Annotated in this window: 16 protein-coding genes; 9 read left to right on the plus strand and 7 right to left on the minus strand. The window is 67.6% G+C overall.

Features of this window, described 5'->3' with window-relative positions; genetic code table 11:
- Positions 1 to 64: 64 nt before the first annotated feature.
- The 3 genes from gltB to OIM94_RS13560 all read left to right on the plus strand — a co-directional run bounded on the left by gltB (position 65) and on the right by OIM94_RS13560 (position 6,096).
- On the plus strand, positions 65 to 4,582 hold the full coding sequence (gene gltB / locus OIM94_RS13550) for a glutamate synthase large subunit (RefSeq protein ID WP_264607240.1): 4,518 nt from the start codon (positions 65 to 67) through the stop codon (positions 4,580 to 4,582).
- Positions 4,583 to 4,753: 171 nt separating this feature from the next.
- Entirely contained in the window at positions 4,754 to 5,425 is a 672-nt protein-coding gene (locus tag OIM94_RS13555; RefSeq protein WP_264607241.1) for a glutathione S-transferase family protein, read from the plus strand.
- 56 nt (positions 5,426 to 5,481) lie between these two features.
- Complete coding sequence (locus tag OIM94_RS13560) at positions 5,482 to 6,096, plus strand: YbhB/YbcL family Raf kinase inhibitor-like protein (RefSeq protein WP_264607242.1); 615 nt, start codon at positions 5,482 to 5,484, stop codon at positions 6,094 to 6,096.
- An 18-nt stretch (positions 6,097 to 6,114) separates the two neighbouring features.
- Here OIM94_RS13560 and OIM94_RS13565 read toward each other — a convergent pair whose 3' ends face one another.
- From OIM94_RS13565 to OIM94_RS13585, 5 genes are all read right to left on the minus strand, one after another.
- Positions 6,115 to 6,972 (minus strand): glucose 1-dehydrogenase, encoded by an 858-nt coding sequence (locus OIM94_RS13565; protein ID WP_264607243.1) that lies wholly within the window; start codon positions 6,970 to 6,972, stop codon positions 6,115 to 6,117.
- A gap of 95 nt (positions 6,973 to 7,067) precedes the next feature.
- The gene (locus OIM94_RS13570) at positions 7,068 to 7,196 is read right to left on the minus strand and encodes a hypothetical protein (protein WP_264607244.1); all 129 of its coding nucleotides are present in this window, start codon (positions 7,194 to 7,196) and stop codon (positions 7,068 to 7,070) included.
- Between the two features lie 270 nt (positions 7,197 to 7,466).
- A complete protein-coding gene (locus OIM94_RS13575) occupies positions 7,467 to 8,528 on the minus strand; it encodes a GGDEF domain-containing protein (protein WP_264607245.1) in 1,062 nt (353 codons plus the stop codon).
- 257 nt (positions 8,529 to 8,785) lie between these two features.
- The gene (locus OIM94_RS13580) at positions 8,786 to 9,337 is read right to left on the minus strand and encodes a peroxiredoxin (protein WP_264607246.1); all 552 of its coding nucleotides are present in this window, start codon (positions 9,335 to 9,337) and stop codon (positions 8,786 to 8,788) included.
- 53 nt (positions 9,338 to 9,390) lie between these two features.
- A complete protein-coding gene (locus OIM94_RS13585) occupies positions 9,391 to 10,458 on the minus strand; it encodes a phospholipase A (protein WP_264607247.1) in 1,068 nt (355 codons plus the stop codon).
- A 64-nt stretch (positions 10,459 to 10,522) separates the two neighbouring features.
- Here OIM94_RS13585 and hisN point away from each other — a divergent pair, with 64 nt between their 5' ends.
- Positions 10,523 to 11,305 carry a histidinol-phosphatase gene (gene hisN, locus OIM94_RS13590; protein WP_264607248.1) on the plus strand — a complete coding sequence of 261 codons (783 nt, stop codon included), beginning with the start codon at positions 10,523 to 10,525 and terminating at the stop codon, positions 11,303 to 11,305.
- A 33-nt stretch (positions 11,306 to 11,338) separates the two neighbouring features.
- Here hisN and OIM94_RS13595 read toward each other — a convergent pair whose 3' ends face one another.
- Both OIM94_RS13595 and OIM94_RS13600 read right to left on the minus strand, forming a co-directional pair.
- Positions 11,339 to 12,457, minus strand: coding sequence for an acetylxylan esterase (locus OIM94_RS13595; protein WP_264607249.1), 1,119 nt, complete (start codon positions 12,455 to 12,457; stop codon positions 11,339 to 11,341).
- A 42-nt stretch (positions 12,458 to 12,499) separates the two neighbouring features.
- Positions 12,500 to 14,635, minus strand: a complete 2,136-nt coding sequence (locus OIM94_RS13600; RefSeq protein ID WP_264607250.1) for an AsmA family protein — start codon at positions 14,633 to 14,635, stop codon at positions 12,500 to 12,502.
- A 152-nt stretch (positions 14,636 to 14,787) separates the two neighbouring features.
- Here OIM94_RS13600 and rpmI point away from each other — a divergent pair, with 152 nt between their 5' ends.
- The 5 genes from rpmI (at position 14,788) to pheT (ending at position 19,662) form a co-directional block, all read left to right on the plus strand.
- The gene (gene rpmI / locus OIM94_RS13605; protein ID WP_093298324.1) at positions 14,788 to 14,991 is read left to right on the plus strand and encodes a 50S ribosomal protein L35; all 204 of its coding nucleotides are present in this window, start codon (positions 14,788 to 14,790) and stop codon (positions 14,989 to 14,991) included.
- A 14-nt stretch (positions 14,992 to 15,005) separates the two neighbouring features.
- Positions 15,006 to 15,371 (plus strand): 50S ribosomal protein L20, encoded by a 366-nt coding sequence (rplT, locus tag OIM94_RS13610; RefSeq protein ID WP_116468113.1) that lies wholly within the window; start codon positions 15,006 to 15,008, stop codon positions 15,369 to 15,371.
- Positions 15,372 to 15,461: 90 nt separating this feature from the next.
- A complete protein-coding gene (locus OIM94_RS13615; protein WP_413716402.1) occupies positions 15,462 to 16,079 on the plus strand; it encodes a LysE family translocator in 618 nt (205 codons plus the stop codon).
- A 71-nt stretch (positions 16,080 to 16,150) separates the two neighbouring features.
- Positions 16,151 to 17,242 carry a phenylalanine--tRNA ligase subunit alpha gene (pheS, locus tag OIM94_RS13620; RefSeq protein ID WP_264607252.1) on the plus strand — a complete coding sequence of 364 codons (1,092 nt, stop codon included), beginning with the start codon at positions 16,151 to 16,153 and terminating at the stop codon, positions 17,240 to 17,242.
- Positions 17,239 to 19,662 carry a phenylalanine--tRNA ligase subunit beta gene (gene pheT, locus OIM94_RS13625; protein WP_264607253.1) on the plus strand — a complete coding sequence of 808 codons (2,424 nt, stop codon included), beginning with the start codon at positions 17,239 to 17,241 and terminating at the stop codon, positions 19,660 to 19,662. Before pheS ends, pheT begins: the two co-directional genes overlap by 4 nt.
- Positions 19,663 to 19,664: the final 2 nt, after the last annotated feature.

Below are 19,664 nucleotides of genomic sequence, written 5' to 3' on the forward strand. Positions count from 1 at the left end.
GCGGCCTGGGGGAATGGACGCTGGCGACCGCGGCAACGCACGCCGCAGAACAGGACGAGAAGTGATGATCAAGACGCTGGCAACCGAGCGCGAACGCCTCGCCCGCGAGGGCATGTACCGCCCCGAATATGAAGGCGATGCCTGCGGCGTGGGCATGGTCGCGGCGACCGACGGCCAGTCGTCGCGCCGCGTCGTCCAGTCGGCGATCGACGCGCTGAAGGCGGTGTGGCACCGCGGTGCGGTCGATGCCGACGGCAAGACCGGCGACGGTGCCGGCCTCCATGTCGATCTCCCCTTACGCTTCTTCGACGAGCAGATTGTCGGCAGCGGCCACCGCGTGCTGCCCAACCGCCTCGCCGTCGGCATGATCTTCCTGCCGCGCACCGACCTGGGTGCGCAGGAGACCTGCCGCACCATCGTCGAGAGCGAGATCATCGAGGCCGGGTACACCATCTATGGCTGGCGCCAGGTGCCGGTCGACGTCTCGGTCATCGGCATGAAGGCGCAGGCGACGCGCCCCGAGATCGAGCAGATCATGATCGCCGGGCCGATGCCCGAGGCGATGGACGCCGCCGAGTTCGAGCGCCAGCTCTACCTGATCCGCCGCCGCATCGAGAAGCGGGTGATCGCGGCGCAGGTCGGCGGCTTCTACATCTGCTCGCTCTCGTGCCGCTCGATCATCTACAAGGGGCTGTTCCTCGCCGAATCGCTGTCCGACTTCTATCCGGACCTGAAGGATTCGCGCTTCGAGAGCCGCGTCGCGATCTTCCACCAGCGCTATTCCACCAACACCTTCCCGCAATGGTGGCTGGCGCAGCCGTTCCGCTGCCTGGCGCACAACGGCGAGATCAACACGATCCGCGGCAACCAGAACTGGATGCGCAGCCACGAGATCAAGATGGCGAGCATCGCGTTCGGCGAGCAGAGCGAGGACATCAAGCCGGTGATCCCGGCCGGCGCGTCGGACACGGCCGCGCTCGACGCGGTGTTCGAGGCGATCTGCCGCTCGGGCCGCGACGCGCCGACCGCCAAGCTGATGCTGGTGCCCGAGGCCTGGCAGCAGGACGAGGATACCCCGCCCGCGCATGCCGCGATGTACCAGTATCTCGCCAGCGTGATGGAGCCGTGGGACGGCCCCGCAGCGCTTGCGATGACCGACGGCCGCTGGGCGGTCGCCGGCATGGACCGCAACGCGCTCCGCCCGCTGCGCTATACGCAAACCTCGGACGGGCTGCTGATCGTCGGCTCGGAGACCGGCATGGTGCCGGTGCCCGAGGCGAACGTGGTCGCCAAGGGCCGGCTCGGGCCGGGCGAGATGATCGCGGTGGATCTGGACGAGGGCAAGCTGCTCTCCGATCGCGCGATCAAGGACCAGATCGCCGGCGAGGCGGACTATGCCTCGATGGTGCAGGGCTTCCTGTCGATCGACGACCTGCCCGCGGCGCCGGCCGAGACATATTATGACCGCGCCGAACTGTCGCGTCGCCAGGTCGCGGCCGGCCAGTCGCTGGAGGACATGGAGCTGATCCTCGCGCCGATGGTCGAGACCGCGAAGGAAGCGATCGGCTCGATGGGCGACGATACGCCGCTGGCGGTGATCTCGTACAAGTCGCGGCTGATCAGCCAGTTCTTCCGGCAGAATTTCAGCCAGGTGACGAACCCGCCGATCGATCCGTTGCGCGAGCGCTATGTGATGTCGCTCAAGACGCGGTTCGGCAATCTCGCCAACATCCTCGATACCGAAGGGGCGGGGAGCCCGGTGCTGGTGCTGGAGAGCCCGGTGCTCACCAATGCCGACTGGCACCGCCTGCGCGCGCATTTCGGGACGAACGCGGCCGAAATCGACTGCACCTTCCCGGCGGACGGCGATCCCGAATCGCTCAAGACGGCGATCAAGCGCATCCGGCACGAGGCCGAACAGGCCGTCCGCGCCGGCTGCACCGAGCTGTTCCTCACCGACGAGCATAGCGGGCCGGACAAGGCGGCGATTGCCGGCGTGCTGGCGGCGGCGGCGGTGCACACGCATCTCGTCCGCCGGGGGCTGCGTTCCTATGCGAGCGTCAATGTCCGCACCGCCGAGTGCCTCGATACGCATTATTATGCGGTGCTGATCGGCGTCGGTGCGACCACGGTGAACGCCTATCTGGCCGAAGCCGCGATTGCCGATCGCCATGCGCGCGGCCTGTTCGGCGAGATCAGCCTCGCCGACTGCCTCAAGCGTCACCGCAAGGCGATCGACGAGGGGCTGCTCAAGATCCTGTCGAAGATGGGCATCGCGGTGATCAGCTCGTACCGCGGCGGCTACAACTTCGAGGCGGTGGGACTCAGCCGCGCGCTGGTGAACGATCTGTTCCCCGGCATGCCCGCCAAGATTTCGGGCGAGGGCTATGCCTCGCTCCACCTCTCGGCGATGATGCGCCACGAGGCGGCCTATGACGCGGGCGTCGCGACGCTGCCGGTCGGCGGCTTCTATCGCCAGCGCGCAGGCGGCGAGGCGCATGCCTATTCCGCGCAGCTGATGCACCAGCTGCAGACCGCGGTCTCCAACGACAGCTATTCGAGCTACCTCGCCTTCTCGCGCGGCGTGCGCGACCTGCCGCCGGTCTATCTGCGCGATCTGCTCGAGTTCAACTTCCCCGAGAGCGGCGTGCCGATCGACCAGGTCGAGGCGATCACCGAGATCCGCAAGCGCTTCGTCACGCCGGGCATGTCCCTAGGCGCGCTCAGCCCCGAGGCGCACGAGACGCTGGCGATCGCAATGAACCGGATCGGCGCGCGCGCCGTCTCGGGCGAGGGCGGCGAGGATTCGGCGCGCTACACGCCGTACGAGAATGGCGACAACGCCAATTCCTCGATCAAGCAGGTTGCCTCGGGCCGGTTCGGCGTGACGGCGGAATATCTCAACGCCTGTGACGAGATCGAGATCAAGGTGGCCCAGGGCGCCAAACCCGGCGAGGGCGGGCAGCTGCCCGGCTTCAAGGTCACCGAGTTCATCGCCAAGCTGCGCCATGCAACGCCCGGCGTGACGCTGATCTCGCCGCCGCCGCACCACGACATCTATTCGATCGAGGATCTGGCGCAGCTGATCTACGATCTGAAGCAGATCAATCCGCGTGCGCGGGTGTGCGTGAAGCTGGTCAGCTCGGCCGGCATCGGCACCGTTGCGGCGGGCGTGGCCAAAGCCCATGCAGACGTGATCCTGGTCGCCGGCCACAATGGCGGCACCGGTGCCTCGCCGTTCACCTCGATCAAATATGCCGGCACGCCCTGGGAAATGGGCCTGTCGGAGGTGAACCAGACGCTGACGCTCAACGGTCTTCGCGGCCGCATCAAGCTGCGCACCGATGGCGGCCTCAAGACCGGGCGCGACATCGTCATCGCCGCGATCCTGGGGGCCGAGGAATTCGGCATCGGCACGCTGAGCCTGGTGGCGATGGGCTGCATCATGGTCCGCCAGTGCCATTCGAACACCTGCCCGGTGGGCGTCTGCACCCAGGACGAGAAGCTGCGCGCCAAGTTCGTCGGCACGCCGGAAAAGGTCATCAACCTGATGACCTTCATCGCCGAGGAAGTGCGCGAGATCCTCGCCAAGCTCGGCTGCAAGAGCCTGGACGACGTGATCGGCCGCACCGAGCTGCTCCGCCAGGTCAGCCGCGGCGCCGAGCATCTCGACGATCTTGACCTCAATCCCATCCTCGCCAAGGTGGATGCGGACGATGCCGAGCGGCGGTTCAGCCTCAGCACCTTCCGCAATGCGGTGCCGGACAGTCTCGACGCGCAGATGATCAAGGATGCCGCCCCGGTGTTCGCGCGCGGGGAGAAGATGCAGCTCACCTATTCGGTGCGGAATACGCACCGCGCGGTGGGCACCCGGCTCTCGTCCGAGGTGACCAACACCTTCGGCATGTCGACGCTGAGCGACGGGCATGTCCATGTCCGGCTGCGCGGTTCGGCCGGCCAGTCGCTCGGCGCGTTCCTGTGCAAGGGCATCACGCTCGAGGTGTTCGGCGACGCCAATGACTATGTCGGCAAGGGTCTGTCGGGCGGCGTGATCGTCGTGCGGCCGCTGGTCAGCTCGCCGATCGAATCGTGGAACAACACGATCATCGGCAACACCGTGCTCTATGGCGCGACCTCCGGCCGGCTGTTCGCGGCAGGCCAGGCGGGCGAGCGCTTCGCGGTGCGCAACTCGGGCGCAGACGTGGTCGTCGAAGGCTGCGGCGCCAACGGCTGCGAATACATGACCGGCGGCACCGCGGTGGTGCTGGGCCGGGTCGGCATGAACTTCGGCGCGGGCATGACCGGCGGCATGGCGTTCGTGTATGACGTGGACGGCAGCTTCGAGCGCCACGCCAACCCGGAGAACATCACCTGGGCGCGCCTTGCCTCCAGCCACTGGGAGGGCAAGCTGCGGGCGCTGGTCGAGGCGCATGCCGAGGCGACCGACAGCAAATGGTCGAACGGCCTGCTGGAAGACTGGGACCGCGAAGTGGGCAAGTTCTGGCAGGTGGTGCCGAAGGAGATGCTCACCCGGCTGCCGCATCCGCTGAGCGACACGGTCGAGGCGGTGGCGGCGGAATGATCGACAGGGGGTGGGGCCCGTCCCCACCTCCTGTATCGTGGCGGGGGCTTGGAAACCTTCGCCCGTCGTGCCCCGAATGGGGCGCGCCCGGCATCCGCTGGATCCCCGGAAATGCGGCGAGCCATATAACGAGTCTTCCCCGGCCCATTTCCGCTGCTTATGGCTTGCCCCATGTGGCAGCTCCTTCAATTCCCGCTCTGTCCCTTCTCGCGCAAGGTCCGGCTCCTGCTGGGCGAGAAGGGCATCGCCTATGAGCCGGTGCGCGAATCGCCCTGGCAGCGGCGCGACGAGTTTCTCGATCTGAACCCCACCGGCCAGACGCCGGTGATGATCGATGCAGAGCGCCACGTGACGCTGATCGACTCCACGGTGATCTGCGAGTTCTTCGAGGAGACGGTGAGCAAGAATGCGCTGCTCAACGGCTCGGCGGTGGATCGCGCCGAGATCCGCCGGCTGGTCGTGTGGTTCGACAACAACTTCTACAGCGACATCACCGCGCCGCTGCTGCACGAGCGGATGATCAAGCGCATCGTCTATCGCCAGCCGCCTGACGCCAAGGTGCTGCGCGACGCGATGAAGGCGGCCGTCGGCCATCTCGACTATATCGACTATCTGCTCGACCATCGCACCTGGCTGGCGGGGGCGACGATGAGCCTTGCCGACATCACCGCGGCGGCGCAGATCTCGGTCGCCGATTATCTGGGCGGCATCGACTGGAAGAGCCACGAGCTCGCCAAGCGCTGGTATATCGGGATGAAGAGCCGCCCGAGCTTTCGCCAGCTGCTCGCCGAGCGGATGGAGGGAATCACGCCGCCGGCCGATTACGAGAAGCTGGACCTTTAACGCGGGATAATCGCGTGGCCCGGCGCGTTTGGCTGCCAAACGGGAGAGAGTCCGCGATGCTCGAACATATACCGCACTGGCTGGGAAGCGCGCTGAAGGGCCTGCGCGCCGGCGCCAACAAGCTGGCGATCGTCCAGCCGGAGCTCGGCAGCTTCGAGGTGCTCCACCTTGCAAGCCCCGCCTTTGCGAACGGGGGGCGCCTGCCGGAGCGGTTCACCGCCGACGGCGAGGGCATCTCCCCGCCGCTGTTCTGGACCGGCATCCCCGAGGGCACCCAATGCCTGGCGCTGATCGTCGAGGATCCCGATGCGCCCGCCCCCCAGCCGCTGGTGCATGCGGTCGTCTGGGGCCTGCCGGTCGACGGCGACCTGAAGGAAGGCGCGATCCGCGCCGATGGCGTCGGGGACGCGGAAGGTACCGACGTCGGCCGCAACAGCTATCTGGGCGAAGGCTGGCTGCCGCCCGACCCCCCTACGGGCCATGGACCGCACAACTACACGTTCCAGCTGTTCGCGCTCGGGGGCGGCTGCGAGGTCGGCGAAAATCCCGGGCGCGGCGCGCTTGTAAAGGCGATGGCCGGGCATGTGCTTGCCGCGGGGGTTCTCACCGGCGTCTATTCGCGCGGCGAGGAGGCTCCCACCGGGCTGGTCGGCGAAACCGCGCCGGTGTGACACCGGCGCGGCACGCCTTCAGCCGTTGACGACCGTCCCGCCATTGGGGTGAAGCACCTGGCCGGACATGTAGCTCGAATCCTCGCAGGCGAGGAAGAGGAAGGCCGGGGCGACTTCGTTGGGCTGGCCGGGCCGGCCCATCGGCACGCTTTCGCCGAAATGCTCGAGCTTCTCCGGCGACGCGCCGCCGCTGGGGTTGAGCGGGGTCCAGATCGGGCCCGGCGCCACGGCGTTGACCCGGATACCCTTCTCGATCAGGTTCATCGACAGGCTGCGGGTGAAGGCGGTGATGGCGCCCTTGGTCGAGCTATAGTCGAGCAGTTCCGGTTCGCCCTGGTACATCGTCACCGAGGTGCAGTTGACGATCGTCGCCCCTTGCTCGAGGTGCGGCGATGCGGCCTGGACCATGAAGAACATCCCGAAGATGTTGGTCTGGAAGGTACGGCGCAGCTGCTGCTCGGTAATGTCGACAATGTCCTTGTCGGGATGCTGCTCCCCGGCATTGTTGACCAGCACGTCGATGCGGCCGAACTCGGCGATCACCTTCCGAACGGCGTCCTCGCAAAACGCCTTGTCCCCGACATCGCCGGCAATGGTGAGCGCGCGGCGGCCTTCGGCACGGACGGCCTCGGCCGTATCCTCTGCGTCGCGGTGTTCGTTCAGATAGATGATGGCGACATCGGCGCCTTCGCGGGCGTAGAGCGCGGCGACCGCGCGGCCGATCCCGCTATCGGCACCGGTGACGATGGCCACCTTGTCCTTCAGGCGATCCGATCCGCGATAGCGTGGCTGCCACTCAGGCTTGGGATCGAGGGAGCGCTCCTCACCGGGGAGCGCATCCTCGTGGACTCGGTCAATGATAAGGTCGTCGGACATCGGCACGGCTCCGAAAGCGAGAGAGGGGTGCCGAACAAGCGGGTGTGCCCGCGATACGTTCCTGAGAAAAGGGACCGCCGGAGCGGCCGGCAAGGTCAGCCGATATAGCCCGAACCCTGCAGGCCGCTGCCGAGGATCATGACGCCGGTGATCGCGAACGAGACGACGCCGATGAGGATGCTGCGGAACATGCTGATCTTCTCCTGTTGCGCGAGCGGGATCATGCGACCGGGATCACCGGCGTGGAGAACAGGACGAGGGCGGCGGTGAGCAGCACCGCGGCGCTGACGGCAACGGTCTGATGCAGCGAGGCGAAACGTGCGGTCATGATGGATACTCCCTGATGTTCGGCTGGCGGACCATCCGGCTGCCGATGCCAGCAGTTTTGCAGGGAGCGTGCCAATTCAGCTAAGTATATGAAAAAGCACGTTGTGACCTGATCATCAGGCCTGATATTGGTGCTTTAGGCGGAAATCGTTGGCGAAAATCACCATTTACCGGCGGAAATCGCTATAGCTGGCGCTGCCGATTTTGACCTGGTTCCTGCCTTCGTGCTTCGCGAGGTACAGAAGGCGGTCTGCGCGGTGGAAAGCGGTCTGGTGCATTTCGCCGGGCTCCACCGGCGTGAGCCCCGCGGAGAAGGTGATCTCGCCCAGCGGCGCGTCATTGTCGCGCAGCTTGTAGCGCTTGGCCTGGACGGTGCCGCGGGCGTGCTCCAGCACGGCCTGCGCCTTGTCGGGCGGCACGTCGGTGAACAGGATGGCGAATTCCTCGCCGCCATAGCGCGTCACCAGATGGCCCCGGCAGCACTGGCTGAGCGCATCGGCGATCACGCGCAGCACCCTGTCGCCGACCGCGTGGCCGAAGCGATCATTGACCGACTTGAAGTGATCGATGTCGCACACCGCGATGCACATGCTGCCGCCGGCCGCCTCCTGTGCCGCGAACGCCTCCTCGAACGCGCGGCGATTGGGCAACTGGGTCAGCGGGTCGCGGCGGGCATTGTCCCGCGCCTCTTCCAGCTTTTCGCGCAGGTCGTTCGCCTCGCGCGTCGTCGTCTCCAGCTTTTGCTCCGCGACGCGGATACGTTGCAGCATCGCAGCCGTGATTCGCAGGAAATCGTCATTCGCTTGCGGTGCGTCGCTGCCGGTGGACATCGCCTCCGCGCTGGCGGCGAGGTCTCGCCCGAAGTCGGCGGTCTCGGCCCGCATCGCCGTGACCATGTCGGCAAAGCCTTCCACCTGCATCTGGGTGCGCGCGACCAGCCCTTCGGTCCGTGCCTTCAGATCGACGTCGGACACGACGGGTTCATCGCTGTGCTCGTCGGCAGTCAGCGTCTGGATGTCGCGCGGGGTCAGCCGCACGCCGCGATCGGTGATCAGCTCGACCGCGCGGGCGAGCGTGTCGTCGGGATCGGTGAACAGGCGGTGCACAAAGGCATAGTTGGTCGGGGTGGGTTCGAGACGCTGATCGACGAGGAACGCCCCGATCCGCTCGAACAGCGTTCGGCCCTCCTCTTTCCCGGCATCCGACCGAACGGCACGCGCAATGCGCATACGCTCCCAACCCCCGTGCAAGTCACGGCATCATGGCCGCTACATTGCGCCGGAGAGATAAGCATAGAGTGCTAATATCTGGTTGCCGCTTGCTTCACCCTGGCGCACCCCGCCGTGAAAGCATGCCCCGCAGACCGAGAATTTTATATATCTCTCAAGGGGTTGTGCGGCGATCTTCGTGGATCCAGGCCGATCCGGAGGATTAATGCCTCCGGATCGGTTGAACGCCGCGCGGGGGTGCCGCGCGAGTCGGGCGATCAGCCCCGGTGGGTCTTCCGATACTTCTGCACCGCGTCCAGCGTGAGACGAATGTGATCGGCGGGGTTCGAGTCGGAGTGGACGAACAGCACCTTGCCATCCGGCGCGATGACATAGCTGGTACGGCTGGTGAACTTGCCGACCGTGCCGTCGGGCTTCTTGTTCACCACGTCATAGCCGGCGGCCACGTCCGGCGTGGCGGCCGCGACCGCGAACTTGCCGGCGCAATACTGGCTGCTGAACTGTTCCAGCTGGTCGACATTGCCGGCGGTCATGCCGATCACGGTCGCACCTGCCTTGGTGAAATCGGGCAGCGCCTCGGCAAAGGCGTGCGCCTCGGCATTGCAGCCGGAGGTGAAGGCGGCCGGGAAGAAGTAGAGCACGACCGGGCCCTTCTTCAGCGCGGCCTTCAGATCGACGGTGATCGGCTTGCCGGCCACCGCACCCTTGGCGGTAAACACGGGCGCCTTGGCGCCGGCGGTGAGCGTTGCGTTCGCCGGCATCATGGCGAAGGGCAGGGCAAGGGCGGCAAGGGCGAGCTTCAGGCGCATATCGGTCTCCCTGGGTGGTTGGGCATCTGTCTACGCCAGCACGGCTTCGGCGGCTAGCGGGTGAAGGCGATGCCGATCCGGGCGTGCGTGTCGTTGACCTTGTAGCGGTCTAGCGCCTCGCCATAGCCGGTGAATGCCTGTCCGAAGAGGTAGATGCCGAGCCCTCCGCCCAGCCGACGCAAGGGATAGGACACGAAGGCTTCGGCAGCACCGCGCCCGGTCTTCACATTGCCGCGGGCGGTGAGCGCCAGCTTGATGCCGTCCTTCTGCTGGATCGCGGCAGCGAGGCCGGTATAGCCGAAATACTCCTTCATGTCGTGGAAGGTGCCGCTGTTGCCGACATAGACCCAGGCCTGTGGCGCCACATCCAACCGCCAGTCGCTGCCCAGGTCGAACGTCTTCTCGCCGCGCAGGAAGATGCGGTTGATGTCGACCGAGTCGGTGACGCCGCGCCCGTTCGAATCATGCCGCCAGCCGATCGCCACCCGCGTCGTCTCGTCGAAGGGAATGTCGGCGTAGAGTTCGGGCGTATAGTTGGTCGAGCGGAACGGGCCGGAGGGCTCGTTGAGCGCCCAGAACATCGTCTGGGTATAGGCGAAGCGCAGATTGCCCAGCTGCAGCGGCGCATTTTCGGCGAAGGGGCGCACCGCGAAACTCACCTGCACCTTCCCGCCCGCGTCATTGAGGCCGAAGGCGCCATAGACCGGCTCGTGCGGCTCGAACCGTGCGAGCAGGCCGCTCGAGCTGCCGGTCGAGCTCTGCACCACGGTTTCCTGCTCCGGTACCTCCGCGGGGCGATGCCGCGCCGCGGGCGGCACCGCGATGCCGGCAACGCCCACGGGCACGTAGCGCGCCTTGGCGAAGCCGTGCGGGGCAATGGTCGGAGTGGGGCCGGGCGTGCGTTCCAGCATCAGCCGGGTGCCATCGGCGGCGGTCACCTCGATCTGGCGCGGGCCGGCATCGACGATCGCCACCTCGGTCTCGTTGACCAGGAATACCTCGACGCCGCGCAGCGCTGCCTGTTCGGAGGCGGGCTGGGCAGGCACCGCGCGCACCTGCGCCAGCGCGGGTACGGCAAGGCAGGACAGGCTGAGCATCGGGAGAGCGGCGATCACACGCATGTTCGGCGGAGTGGCAGGCGTTTGTGACCTTGGCGAGTCAAAATCGGCCTTGTAGGGCAGGGGCATGGCCGTTTCCCAAACCGACATCGCGCTTGCCGCACGCCTCGCCGACGCGGCGGGTGCTGCGATCCGCCCCTATTTCCGCGCCGAACACGGCGTCGAGGCGAAGGAGGATCAGTCCCCCGTTACGCTCGCCGACCGCGCCGGCGAGGAGGCGATGCGCAAGCTGCTGATCGCCGAGCGCCCGATGGACGGCATCATCGGCGAGGAATTCGGGGTGCGCGAAGGCACTAGCGGGCGGCAATGGGTGCTCGATCCGATCGACGGCACCCGCGCCTTCATCGCCGGGCGACCGGTGTTCGGCACGCTGATCGCGCTGGTCGACAATGGCTGGCCGGTGCTGGGCGTGATCGACCAGCCGATCATCGGTGAGCGCTGGCTGGGCGTGACCGGCCGGCAGACGCTGTTCAACGGCAAGCCCGCCAGCACCCGTATCTGCCGCGAGCTGAACCAGGCGATCCTCGCCACCACCTCGCCGGCGCTGTTCGACGACGGCCAGCTCCATGCCTTCGAACATCTCGACGCGCAGGTGATGAGCACGGTGCTCGGCGGCGACTGCTACAATTATGGCTGCGTGGCGAGCGGCTGGCTCGACATCGTCGTCGAGGCGGGGCTCAAGCTGCACGACTTCGCCGCGCTGGTGCCGGTGATCGAAGGCGCGGGCGGCCGGATGTGCGACTGGCAGGGCGATCCGCTCCATGCCGGCAGCAAGGGCGAGGTGATCGCCGCCGGCGATCCCGCGCGGATCGACGACATTCTCGACGCGATGGCCTGCCGGGGGCACTGACAGGGGCCGCGGCCTCGCGGGCGGCCGATCCGGCTAGCGGCCGTCCCAGAACGCCGGATGCGCATCGATTGCCTTGATGAGCCAGTCGGCGATCCTGCGATGTGCCTCCAGGCCGTAATGGCCATGGCATGCCGTCGCGCGAAACGCGCCGGCGGGGAAGGGGAGGAACAGCAGATCCCGTGCGCCGGCCCGCAGCGCCGCTGCGCTGATCTGCGCCTCCGCCTTGCGCAGCATCGCGGCCTGCTCCGGCGGTGCGTCGCTGGCGTCGAACCACCACAGCACGAACACGGCGCGCGGATACCGTTGCCGGAGCCGCACGAGGAACTGGCCGTAGTGCACGGCATAGTCTGTCACGAGCGCCTCCAGGGTCGGCCAGCGCGCGTCGGGGTGGAAGCCCACGAAATCGGCCTGTAGCTTCAGCATCACGATCTGGGGCCGCCACGACGGGTCCGTGAACGGCGCCGGATCGGACGGCATCCGGCGTGGCCAGAGCGTCTCCATGGTGCCGGTCGGCGCGGTGCCACCGAAATTCCGGATCAGGCCACGACCGGAGACGGCGTTGATCTGATACTCGGCACCGAAATGCTGCGCAGCACGGGCGGCGAAGGCATCCGGCGTATCGGTGGTGGCGCGCACCTCCTCGGCCGAGCAACCGATCCGGTCGCTGCGGGCGCCGTACCCGGTCATGGACGAATCGCCGATGAACTCGATCTGGCGACGGCGCGGTGGCGGCGCGGGAAGCGCGCGACCTGGTGCCACGAAGGCCCCCTCGAACCGCGCGGGTGCCGCGCTTTCGGTGACCTTGTCGATCCGGATGTGATGCGAGCCCGGGGTCAGTCCGCTGATCGTGACCGGCGCCGTGCCGGGTCGGTCCAGCGCGATCGGCGGCGCCCCGTCGATGCTGACCCGCCATTCGTTGTGCGTGTCCTCGAAGCGCAGCACGACATGGTCGCCGCGAAACGCCGCTTCGGCATAAATGCCGGGCCATTGATGGCGGAAGCCGCGCGCGCTGCGCTCGACGCGGCCGCCGATCGTCAGCGGCAAGGCCTGCAGGGCCGCAACGGGCACCGATCCGCCGATCGTCACGCGCTGTGGCGGTCGCACGTCGCCGGTCACGGCAAGAGCGGCAGCAAGGGCAAGGAATCGCAGCATCGGCCATGATCCTGCGCCTGCCGGATCAGCCCGGGCAAGCGATCAGAAGATGCCGAGGAATTTCTTCCGCTGCTGCTTCGCCTCGCCCGGCGTGGCCTTGCCACTTTCCGACTTGGCGGTGGTGCCGCGGCCGACATCGTCGCGCGGGCGGCCCTTGGCGTCGCGCTGGCTGGTGGCGGTCGCGCCGGCGAGTACCGGGCCGCAGTCCGCGGCCTTGGCATCGCCGAAGTCGACAAAGGCCAGCACGCTCGCCAGCGGGGAGGCGACGAGCCCGAGGCCCAGCCCCGCACCCGCCCGGCCGACCAATTCGGGGCTGATCACGTTGATCCCAGGTTTGGCGAAATAGCCGCCGATCCCGACCGGCGACTGGCCGGAGAACAGGCTGAACCGTTTCGAATCGGCGCGGAAGGCGAGGTCGATCGTCTCGTTCCGGAAGCTGAACCCGCCACGGCCGAGCATCACGTTCTTCTGCGTGTCGATCAGGATCGGATCGGCCGCAGCAATGCCGTCGCGCACGGTGAAGCCGATCAGCCCGCAATTGATCTGCACCGGCTCCTTCAGCTTCTTCTCGAACATCTTCTGGACGAAGGTGCCGATGTCGAACTCGGCGAGTTCGGTGTTGCGGGTCCAGAAATCGCCCTTGGGCAGGATCACCGCGATGCGGCCGTTCGCACTGGCCAGCGAATCGCGCACGCTGTTGCCGCGGCCGTTCATCTGGATGCGTGCCTTGAGCATGCCGGTGGTGCCGGACTGCTCCGCGCCGAAGCCGGCGAGCAGCACCCCCATCGGCGTCGGCGACAGGCGGATGTCGTAGGTGGTGAACACCGGCACCTTGCGCGCGTCGATGCTGATGTCCGACGTGACCGTGCCGCGCGCCAGGCTGAAGTTGAGCGGGCTCAACTTGAGAAGGCGGTCGTTGAGGTCCAGCCCCAGCTCGATGTTCGATACCGGCAGGCTGGGCGCGCGGACGGTGCGCACCTGCCACTGCACCTTCGCATCGAAATTCTTGAGCGCGTCGACCCGCAGCGGTGCATCGGGCAGCAGCCGCGGCGTGCTCGAAACCTGCGTCACCGCAGCCTGCACGCCCTGGGCGGCAAGCGCGTTGGGATTGTAGCCGATGAACGGGCCGGCATCGACGATGTCGAGCACATGGGTGAACAGGTCCGCCGTCACCAGCATCCGCGGCTGGCTGAGCTTGACCGTGAACTTGCCCGACAGGTCGCTGTCGCCGAAGCGGCCCTTCATCCCGGTGAAGCGCCATTCGTCGCCCTGCTTCGTGACGACCGAGGTCAGTCGATAGCGGCGCGTGTCGGGCACCGCGATGCCGGCGACCAGGAACACGTCCGCAAGGTTCTGCCCGCGCAGGTCCATGTGGAGCTTGGCACCGTCCAGCACGGTTGCGCCCGGCAGCGTGCCGACCAGATCGGCTTGCGTCCGCACGCCCTCGGCATGGAGGCGCAGCCGGTTCTCGCCGCCCGCGAGCGTCTTGTTGGACGACAGCAGCGCGCCCGCGAGCGTGAAGCGGGCGCCGCGCGCGGTGCCGTTGCCGTCGAACCGGATCGTGTCGGCGAAGCGGTTGTCCTCCGCCGCCACCGTATCGACCCGGATCGCCGCATCGAGCCGGTGCAGCGGATCGAGGTAGCGGATCTGCGTTCCGGCAATCCGCGCCTGCTGGATCAGCGGCATCTGCAGCGGCTTGCCCCCGCCGCTGCCGAAGGTCCACGTGTTCCGCTTGCCGTCGCGATCCCATTGCAGATCGATTCGCCCGTCGGTGAGGCCGAGCCATTGGAACCGCTTTTGCGCGGACAGCAACGACAGGGTGGCGATTCGCGCATCGATTCGGGCGGCACTGAAAAACGGGCTGGTGCCGGACCAGTCCGGGTTCTCGACGCGCAGACCCTCGGCCACGAATTTGAGGTTGAACGGCGCGAAATAGAGCTGGAAGTCGCCCGCGACGCGCACCTTTCGGTCGGCGCTGCTGCTCGCGATCGATTCGAACGTGCCCTTGAGGAAGCGCCCCTTGGTGACGAACAGGATCGCCCAGGCGAGCACCACCAGCCCCACCAGGCTGGTGACGACCGCGATCGTCGCGGCGAGCGGCGTGCCCATCGCGCGTGCCGGCCGGGGCGGCGGCGGTGCCTGGTCGGCGGCGTGGACGGGAGCGTCGAGATCGGCCATGAACCTCAAAATCCTTCCCGCCCCCGCGGTTCCCCGGTGGTTGCATATCGCCGAACCATCCGCTAAGGGGCCGCCTTTCCGCGATCGAGGGACCGTCCGGCTAATAGGGCTGCCGCGGCTGTCTGCAATCGTCGAACCATAAGGAGACGAAAATGCCCAAGCTCAAGACCAAGAGCGGTGTGAAGAAGCGCTTCAAGTTCACCGCCACCGGCAAGGTCAAGCACGGCGTCGCTGGCAAGCGTCACCGTCTGATCAGCCACAATTCCAAGTATATCCGTACCAATCGCGGCACCTCCGTGCTGGCCGATGCAGACGTCGCGCGCGTTGTCGCGTGGGCGCCGTACGGCCTGAAGTAAGGGAGTCCTGAAAAATGGCACGAGTGAAGCGTGGTACGACCACCAAGGCGAAGCATAAGCGGATTTTGGATCAGGCGAAGGGCTATTATGGCCGTCGCAAGAACACCATCCGCATCGCGCGCCAGGCCGTCGAAAAGGCCGGCCAGTACGCCTATCGCGACCGCAAGGTAAAGAAGCGCAGCTTCCGCGCCCTGTGGATCCAGCGCATCAACGCCGGCGTCCGCGCCGAAGGCCTGACCTATTCGCAGTTCATGCACGGCCTCAAGCTGGCCGGTATCGAACTGGACCGGAAGGTCCTGGCCGACATCGCCATGAACGAGGGTGAGGCGTTTACCGCCATCATCGCGCAGGCGAAGGCGGCGCTGCCCCAGGCCGCCTGAGCGGACCTGCGCGCAAGCTGAACAAGGGGCGTCGAGGCTGCGGCTTCGGCGCCCTTTTTCATTCCAACCGGGAGGGACGATCCCGTGGCGATGAAGACTTGGTGGCTCTACGTCACCGCCGTGTTTTTCGTGTCGATGACGCCGGGGCCGAACATGCTCCACGTCATGGTGCAGAGCATCCGCGAGGGCGCAGGCCGCGTGCTGCCGACGACCGCGGGGCTGATGAGCGCGAACCTGTTCTGCCTCATCGCCTCGGCGGCGGGGCTGGGGGCGCTGCTCAAGGCGTCGCCGGGGCTGTACGACGTGCTGCGCTATGCGGGGGTCGCCTATCTCGTTTGGCTGGGCATCAAGGCCTGGCGCGCGCCGGTGGCGGAAGCGCATGCCGACGCGCCCGTGCCGGCACGCCAGACGGTGCGCGCGCGGTACCTCACGGGGCTCGGCACGGGGCTGTCCAACCCCAAGCTGATCGTCTTCGCCGCCGCGCTGTTCCCGCAGTTCCTCGACGTGACCCGGCCGTTCCTGCCGCAGCTGGCGATCCTGATCGCGACCTTCGCGGTGATCGAGGCCTTCTGGTTCTCGGTCTATGCGCTGGGCGGCCGTTCGCTCGCAGCCTGGCTGGCACCGGCGGCCCGGCAGCGGACGTTCAACCGGGTGACCGGCGGCGTGTTCGTCGCCTTCGGCGCGGCGCTGCTCGGCAGCCGGGTGTAGCGGTCCCTCAAACGCCTTGACCTGGGGGCCCGTCTGGGGTTCCAGCCATCTCGCACAGTGAACGGAAAACGATGACCACCGATCTCGATACCCTGCGCGGCGAGCTGCTTGCCGCGATCGATGCCGCCACCGCGCTCGATGCGCTGGAGGCGGTGCGCGTCCAGGCGCTCGGCAAGCAGGGCGCGATCACCGGCCTGCTCAAGACGCTCGGCAAGCTCACCCCCGAAGAGCGCCAGGAACAGGGCCCGCGCATCCATTCCTTGCGCGAAGCCGTCACCGAGGCGCTGGCCACCCGCAAAGCGGGCCTGGAGCAGGCCGCGCTCGACGCGCGCCTCGCCAGCGAAACGGTGGACATGACGCTGCCGGTTGACGGCGTCGCACCGGGCTCGGTCCACCCGGTCAGCCAGGTGATGGACGAACTCGCCGAGATCTTCGCGGATCTGGGCTTCGCGGTCGCCACCGGCCCCGAAGTCGAGGACGACTGGCATAATTTCACCGCGCTCAACATTCCGGAGACGCATCCGGCGCGCGCGATGCACGATACCTTCTACCTCGCCGGCGAACACGCGCGGCCAATGGTGCTGCGCACGCACACCAGCCCCGTGCAGATCCGCACCATGACGCGCAGCAAGCCCCCGATCCGCATCATCGCGCCGGGCCGCGTCTATCGCTCGGATTCGGATGCCACGCACACGCCGATGTTCCACCAGATCGAAGGCCTGGTGATCGACAAGGGCATCACGCTCGGCCACCTCAAGTGGACGCTGGAGACCTTCCTCAAGGCGTTCTTCGAGCGCGACGACATCGTGCTGCGCCTGCGCCCCAGCTATTTCCCCTTCACCGAGCCTTCGGCCGAAGTCGATGTCGGCTTCACCTGGAAGGACGGCAAGCGCGTGATCGGCGGCAGCGGCGACGCGCCCGGCGGCGGCTGGATGGAAGTGCTGGGCAGCGGCATGGTGCACCGGCGGGTGATCGAGGCCTGCGGGCTCGATCCCGATGAATGGCAGGGCTTCGCCTTCGGCACCGGTGTCGACCGGCTGGCGATGCTCAAATATGGGATGGACGACTTGCGCCCCTTCTTCGACGGCGATCTGCGCTGGCTCAAGCATTACGGCTTCTCGGCGCTCGACGTGCCCACGCTGAGCGGGGGAGTCGGCGCATGAAGTTCACCCTCTCTTGGCTCAAGGAGCATCTGGAGACCGAAGCCTCGTTGACCGAGATCCTCGAGGCGCTGACCCGTGTCGGCCTCGAAGTCGAAGGCGTCGAGAACCCCGCCGAGCGGCTGACCGGCTTCCGCGTCGCCCGCGTGCTGACCGCCGAGCGCCACCCGCAGGCGGACAAGCTGCAGGTGCTCAGTGTCGATTTCGGCGAGGGACCGCTGCAGGTCGTCTGCGGCGCGCCGAACGCGCGTGCGGGGCTGGTCGGCGTGCTGGGGCTTCCCGGCGCGGTGGTGCCGGCCAACGGCATGACGCTCAAGGTCGCGGCGGTGCGCGGCATCGAGTCGAACGGCATGATGTGCTCGACCCGCGAGCTGGAGCTCGGCGAGGACCATGACGGCATTATTGAGCTGCCGGAAGATGCGCCGGTCGGCACCGCCTTTGCGGACTATGCCGGGCTCGACGATCCCGTCATCGACGTGTCGATCACGCCCAACCGCCAGGATTGCATGGGCGTGCGCGGCATCGCCCGCGATCTCGCCGCAGCGGGCCTTGGCACGCTCAAGTCGCTCGATGCGGTGGTGGCAAGCCTGCCGGCGATCGTGCCGCAGGGTCCGGGCCCGGACGTGCGCACCGACGATGCGGCGGGCTGCCCGGCCTTCTACGGTCAGGTCGTACGCGGCGTGAAGAACGGGCCCTCGCCGGACTGGCTGCAGCAGCGCCTCAAGGCGGTGGGGCAGAAGCCGATTTCCGCGCTGGTCGACATCACCAACTTCGTGATGTTCGGGCTCGGCCGTCCGCTCCACGTCTATGACATGGCGAAGCTCTCGGGCGGGCTGGTCGCGCGCAAGGCGAAAGCCGGCGAGACCGTGCTGGCGCTGAACGGCAAGACCTACACGCTGACCGACTCGATGACGGTGATCGCCGACGATGCGGCGGTGCACGACATCGGCGGCATCATGGGCGGCGAGCATTCGGGCTGTTCGGACGACACCACCGACGTGCTGATCGAATGCGCCTATTTCGATCCCGAGCATATCGCCCGCACCGGCCAGAAGCTGCTGCTGACCAGCGATGCGCGCACCCGCTTCGAGCGCGGCGTCGATCCCGAATTCCTTGACGAGGGGCTGGCGATCGCGACCCGGCTGGTGCTGGCGCTGTGCGGCGGCACCCCGAGCGAGGTCACCCGCAGCGGCACGCCGCCCAAGGTGGGTGCGGTGGTCGGCTATGATCCGACGCTCGCGGAAACGCTGGGCGGCCTCGCCGTGCCCGCGGCGCAGCAGGTGGAGATCCTCGAAAGCCTCGGCTTCGTCGTCCAGCCGCTCGACGGCAACGGCGATCCGGTCGAGCTCGGCGGGGGCTTCGAAGCCTTCCGCGTCACGGCGCCGAGCTGGCGCCGCGATATCGACGGTCCGGCCGACATTGTCGAGGAAGTGATCCGCATCGCCGGCATCGACAATGTGCCCTCCACGCCGCTGCCCCGCACCCCCGGCGTCGCGACGCCCACCGCCACGCCCGAGCAGAAGCTCGAGCGCCGGATGCGCCGCACCGCCGCCGCGCGCGGGCTCAACGAGGCGATCACCTGGAGCTTCCTGCCCGAAGCCCAGGCCGAAGTGTTCGGCGGCGGCGCCTGGACGCTCGCCAACCCGATCAGCGAGGACATGAAGGTCATGCGCCCCTCGCTGCTGCCCGGCCTGCTGGCGGCGGCGGAGCGCAACCTGAAGCGCGGCGCGACCAGCGTCCGCCTGTTCGAGGTCGGCCGCCGCTATCTGGCGGACAAGGAGCGGCTGACGCTGGGCGTGGTGCTGACGGGTTCCAAGGCCGTGCGCGGCTGGCAGACCGGCAAGGCCCAGCCCTTCACCGCGTTCGACGCCAAGGCCGAGGCACTGGCGCTGCTCGAGGCTGCCGGCGCGCCGGTCGCCAACCTCCAGGTGATGGGGGAGGCGGGTGCTGCCTACCATCCCGGCCAGTCGGCGACGCTGCGGCTGGGGCCGAAGAATGTGCTCGCCAGCTTCGGCATGGTGCATCCCAGCGTGCTCAAGGCGTTCGACCTCGACGGCGCGGTGGCGGCGGTGGAGATCCATCTCGACGCGCTACCCGCCAAGAAGGCGACCGGCTTCACCCGCCCCGCCTTCACGCCCCCGGCGCTGCAGGCGGTGACGCGCGACTTCGCCTTCCTGGTGCCGACCGCGCTGGCGGCAGGCGATCTCGTCCGCACCGTGAAGGGCGCGGACAAGGCAACGATCGTGGACGCGCGGCTGTTCGACGTCTTCACCGGCCAGGGCGTGCCCGAGGGGCAGAAGTCGCTGGCCATTGAAGTCACGCTGCAACCGGGCGACAAGAGCTTCACCGACGCGGACCTCAAGGCAGTGGCCGACAAGGTCGTCGCGGCGGCGGCGAAGCTGGGCGCAACCCTGCGAGGATGATG

This window comes from Sphingomonas sp. R1 (assembly GCF_025960285.1).
In the GTDB taxonomy this organism is placed as follows: domain Bacteria; phylum Pseudomonadota; class Alphaproteobacteria; order Sphingomonadales; family Sphingomonadaceae; genus Sphingomonas.

What these genes read in the sequence shown, in the direction of transcription:
- OIM94_RS13555 (WP_264607241.1), top strand. Translation starts at nt 4,754, where the DNA reads ATGTGGCAGCTCCTTCAATTCCCGCTCTGTCCCTTCTCGCGCAAGGTC.
- OIM94_RS13615 (WP_413716402.1), top strand. Translation starts at nt 15,462, where the DNA reads ATGAAGACTTGGTGGCTCTACGTCACCGCCGTGTTTTTCGTGTCGATG.
- OIM94_RS13560 (WP_264607242.1), top strand. Translation starts at nt 5,482, where the DNA reads ATGCTCGAACATATACCGCACTGGCTGGGAAGCGCGCTGAAGGGCCTG.
- rpmI (WP_093298324.1), top strand. Translation starts at nt 14,788, where the DNA reads ATGCCCAAGCTCAAGACCAAGAGCGGTGTGAAGAAGCGCTTCAAGTTC.
- gltB (WP_264607240.1), top strand. Translation starts at nt 65, where the DNA reads ATGATCAAGACGCTGGCAACCGAGCGCGAACGCCTCGCCCGCGAGGGC.
- pheT (WP_264607253.1), top strand. Translation starts at nt 17,239, where the DNA reads ATGAAGTTCACCCTCTCTTGGCTCAAGGAGCATCTGGAGACCGAAGCC.
- OIM94_RS13595 (WP_264607249.1), bottom strand. Translation starts at nt 12,457, where the DNA reads ATGCTGCGATTCCTTGCCCTTGCTGCCGCTCTTGCCGTGACCGGCGAC.
- OIM94_RS13570 (WP_264607244.1), bottom strand. Translation starts at nt 7,196, where the DNA reads ATGATCCCGCTCGCGCAACAGGAGAAGATCAGCATGTTCCGCAGCATC.
- OIM94_RS13580 (WP_264607246.1), bottom strand. Translation starts at nt 9,337, where the DNA reads ATGCGCCTGAAGCTCGCCCTTGCCGCCCTTGCCCTGCCCTTCGCCATG.
- hisN (WP_264607248.1), top strand. Translation starts at nt 10,523, where the DNA reads ATGGCCGTTTCCCAAACCGACATCGCGCTTGCCGCACGCCTCGCCGAC.
- OIM94_RS13565 (WP_264607243.1), bottom strand. Translation starts at nt 6,972, where the DNA reads ATGTCCGACGACCTTATCATTGACCGAGTCCACGAGGATGCGCTCCCC.
- pheS (WP_264607252.1), top strand. Translation starts at nt 16,151, where the DNA reads ATGACCACCGATCTCGATACCCTGCGCGGCGAGCTGCTTGCCGCGATC.
- OIM94_RS13600 (WP_264607250.1), bottom strand. Translation starts at nt 14,635, where the DNA reads ATGGCCGATCTCGACGCTCCCGTCCACGCCGCCGACCAGGCACCGCCG.
- rplT (WP_116468113.1), top strand. Translation starts at nt 15,006, where the DNA reads ATGGCACGAGTGAAGCGTGGTACGACCACCAAGGCGAAGCATAAGCGG.
- OIM94_RS13575 (WP_264607245.1), bottom strand. Translation starts at nt 8,528, where the DNA reads ATGCGCATTGCGCGTGCCGTTCGGTCGGATGCCGGGAAAGAGGAGGGC.
- OIM94_RS13585 (WP_264607247.1), bottom strand. Translation starts at nt 10,458, where the DNA reads ATGCGTGTGATCGCCGCTCTCCCGATGCTCAGCCTGTCCTGCCTTGCC.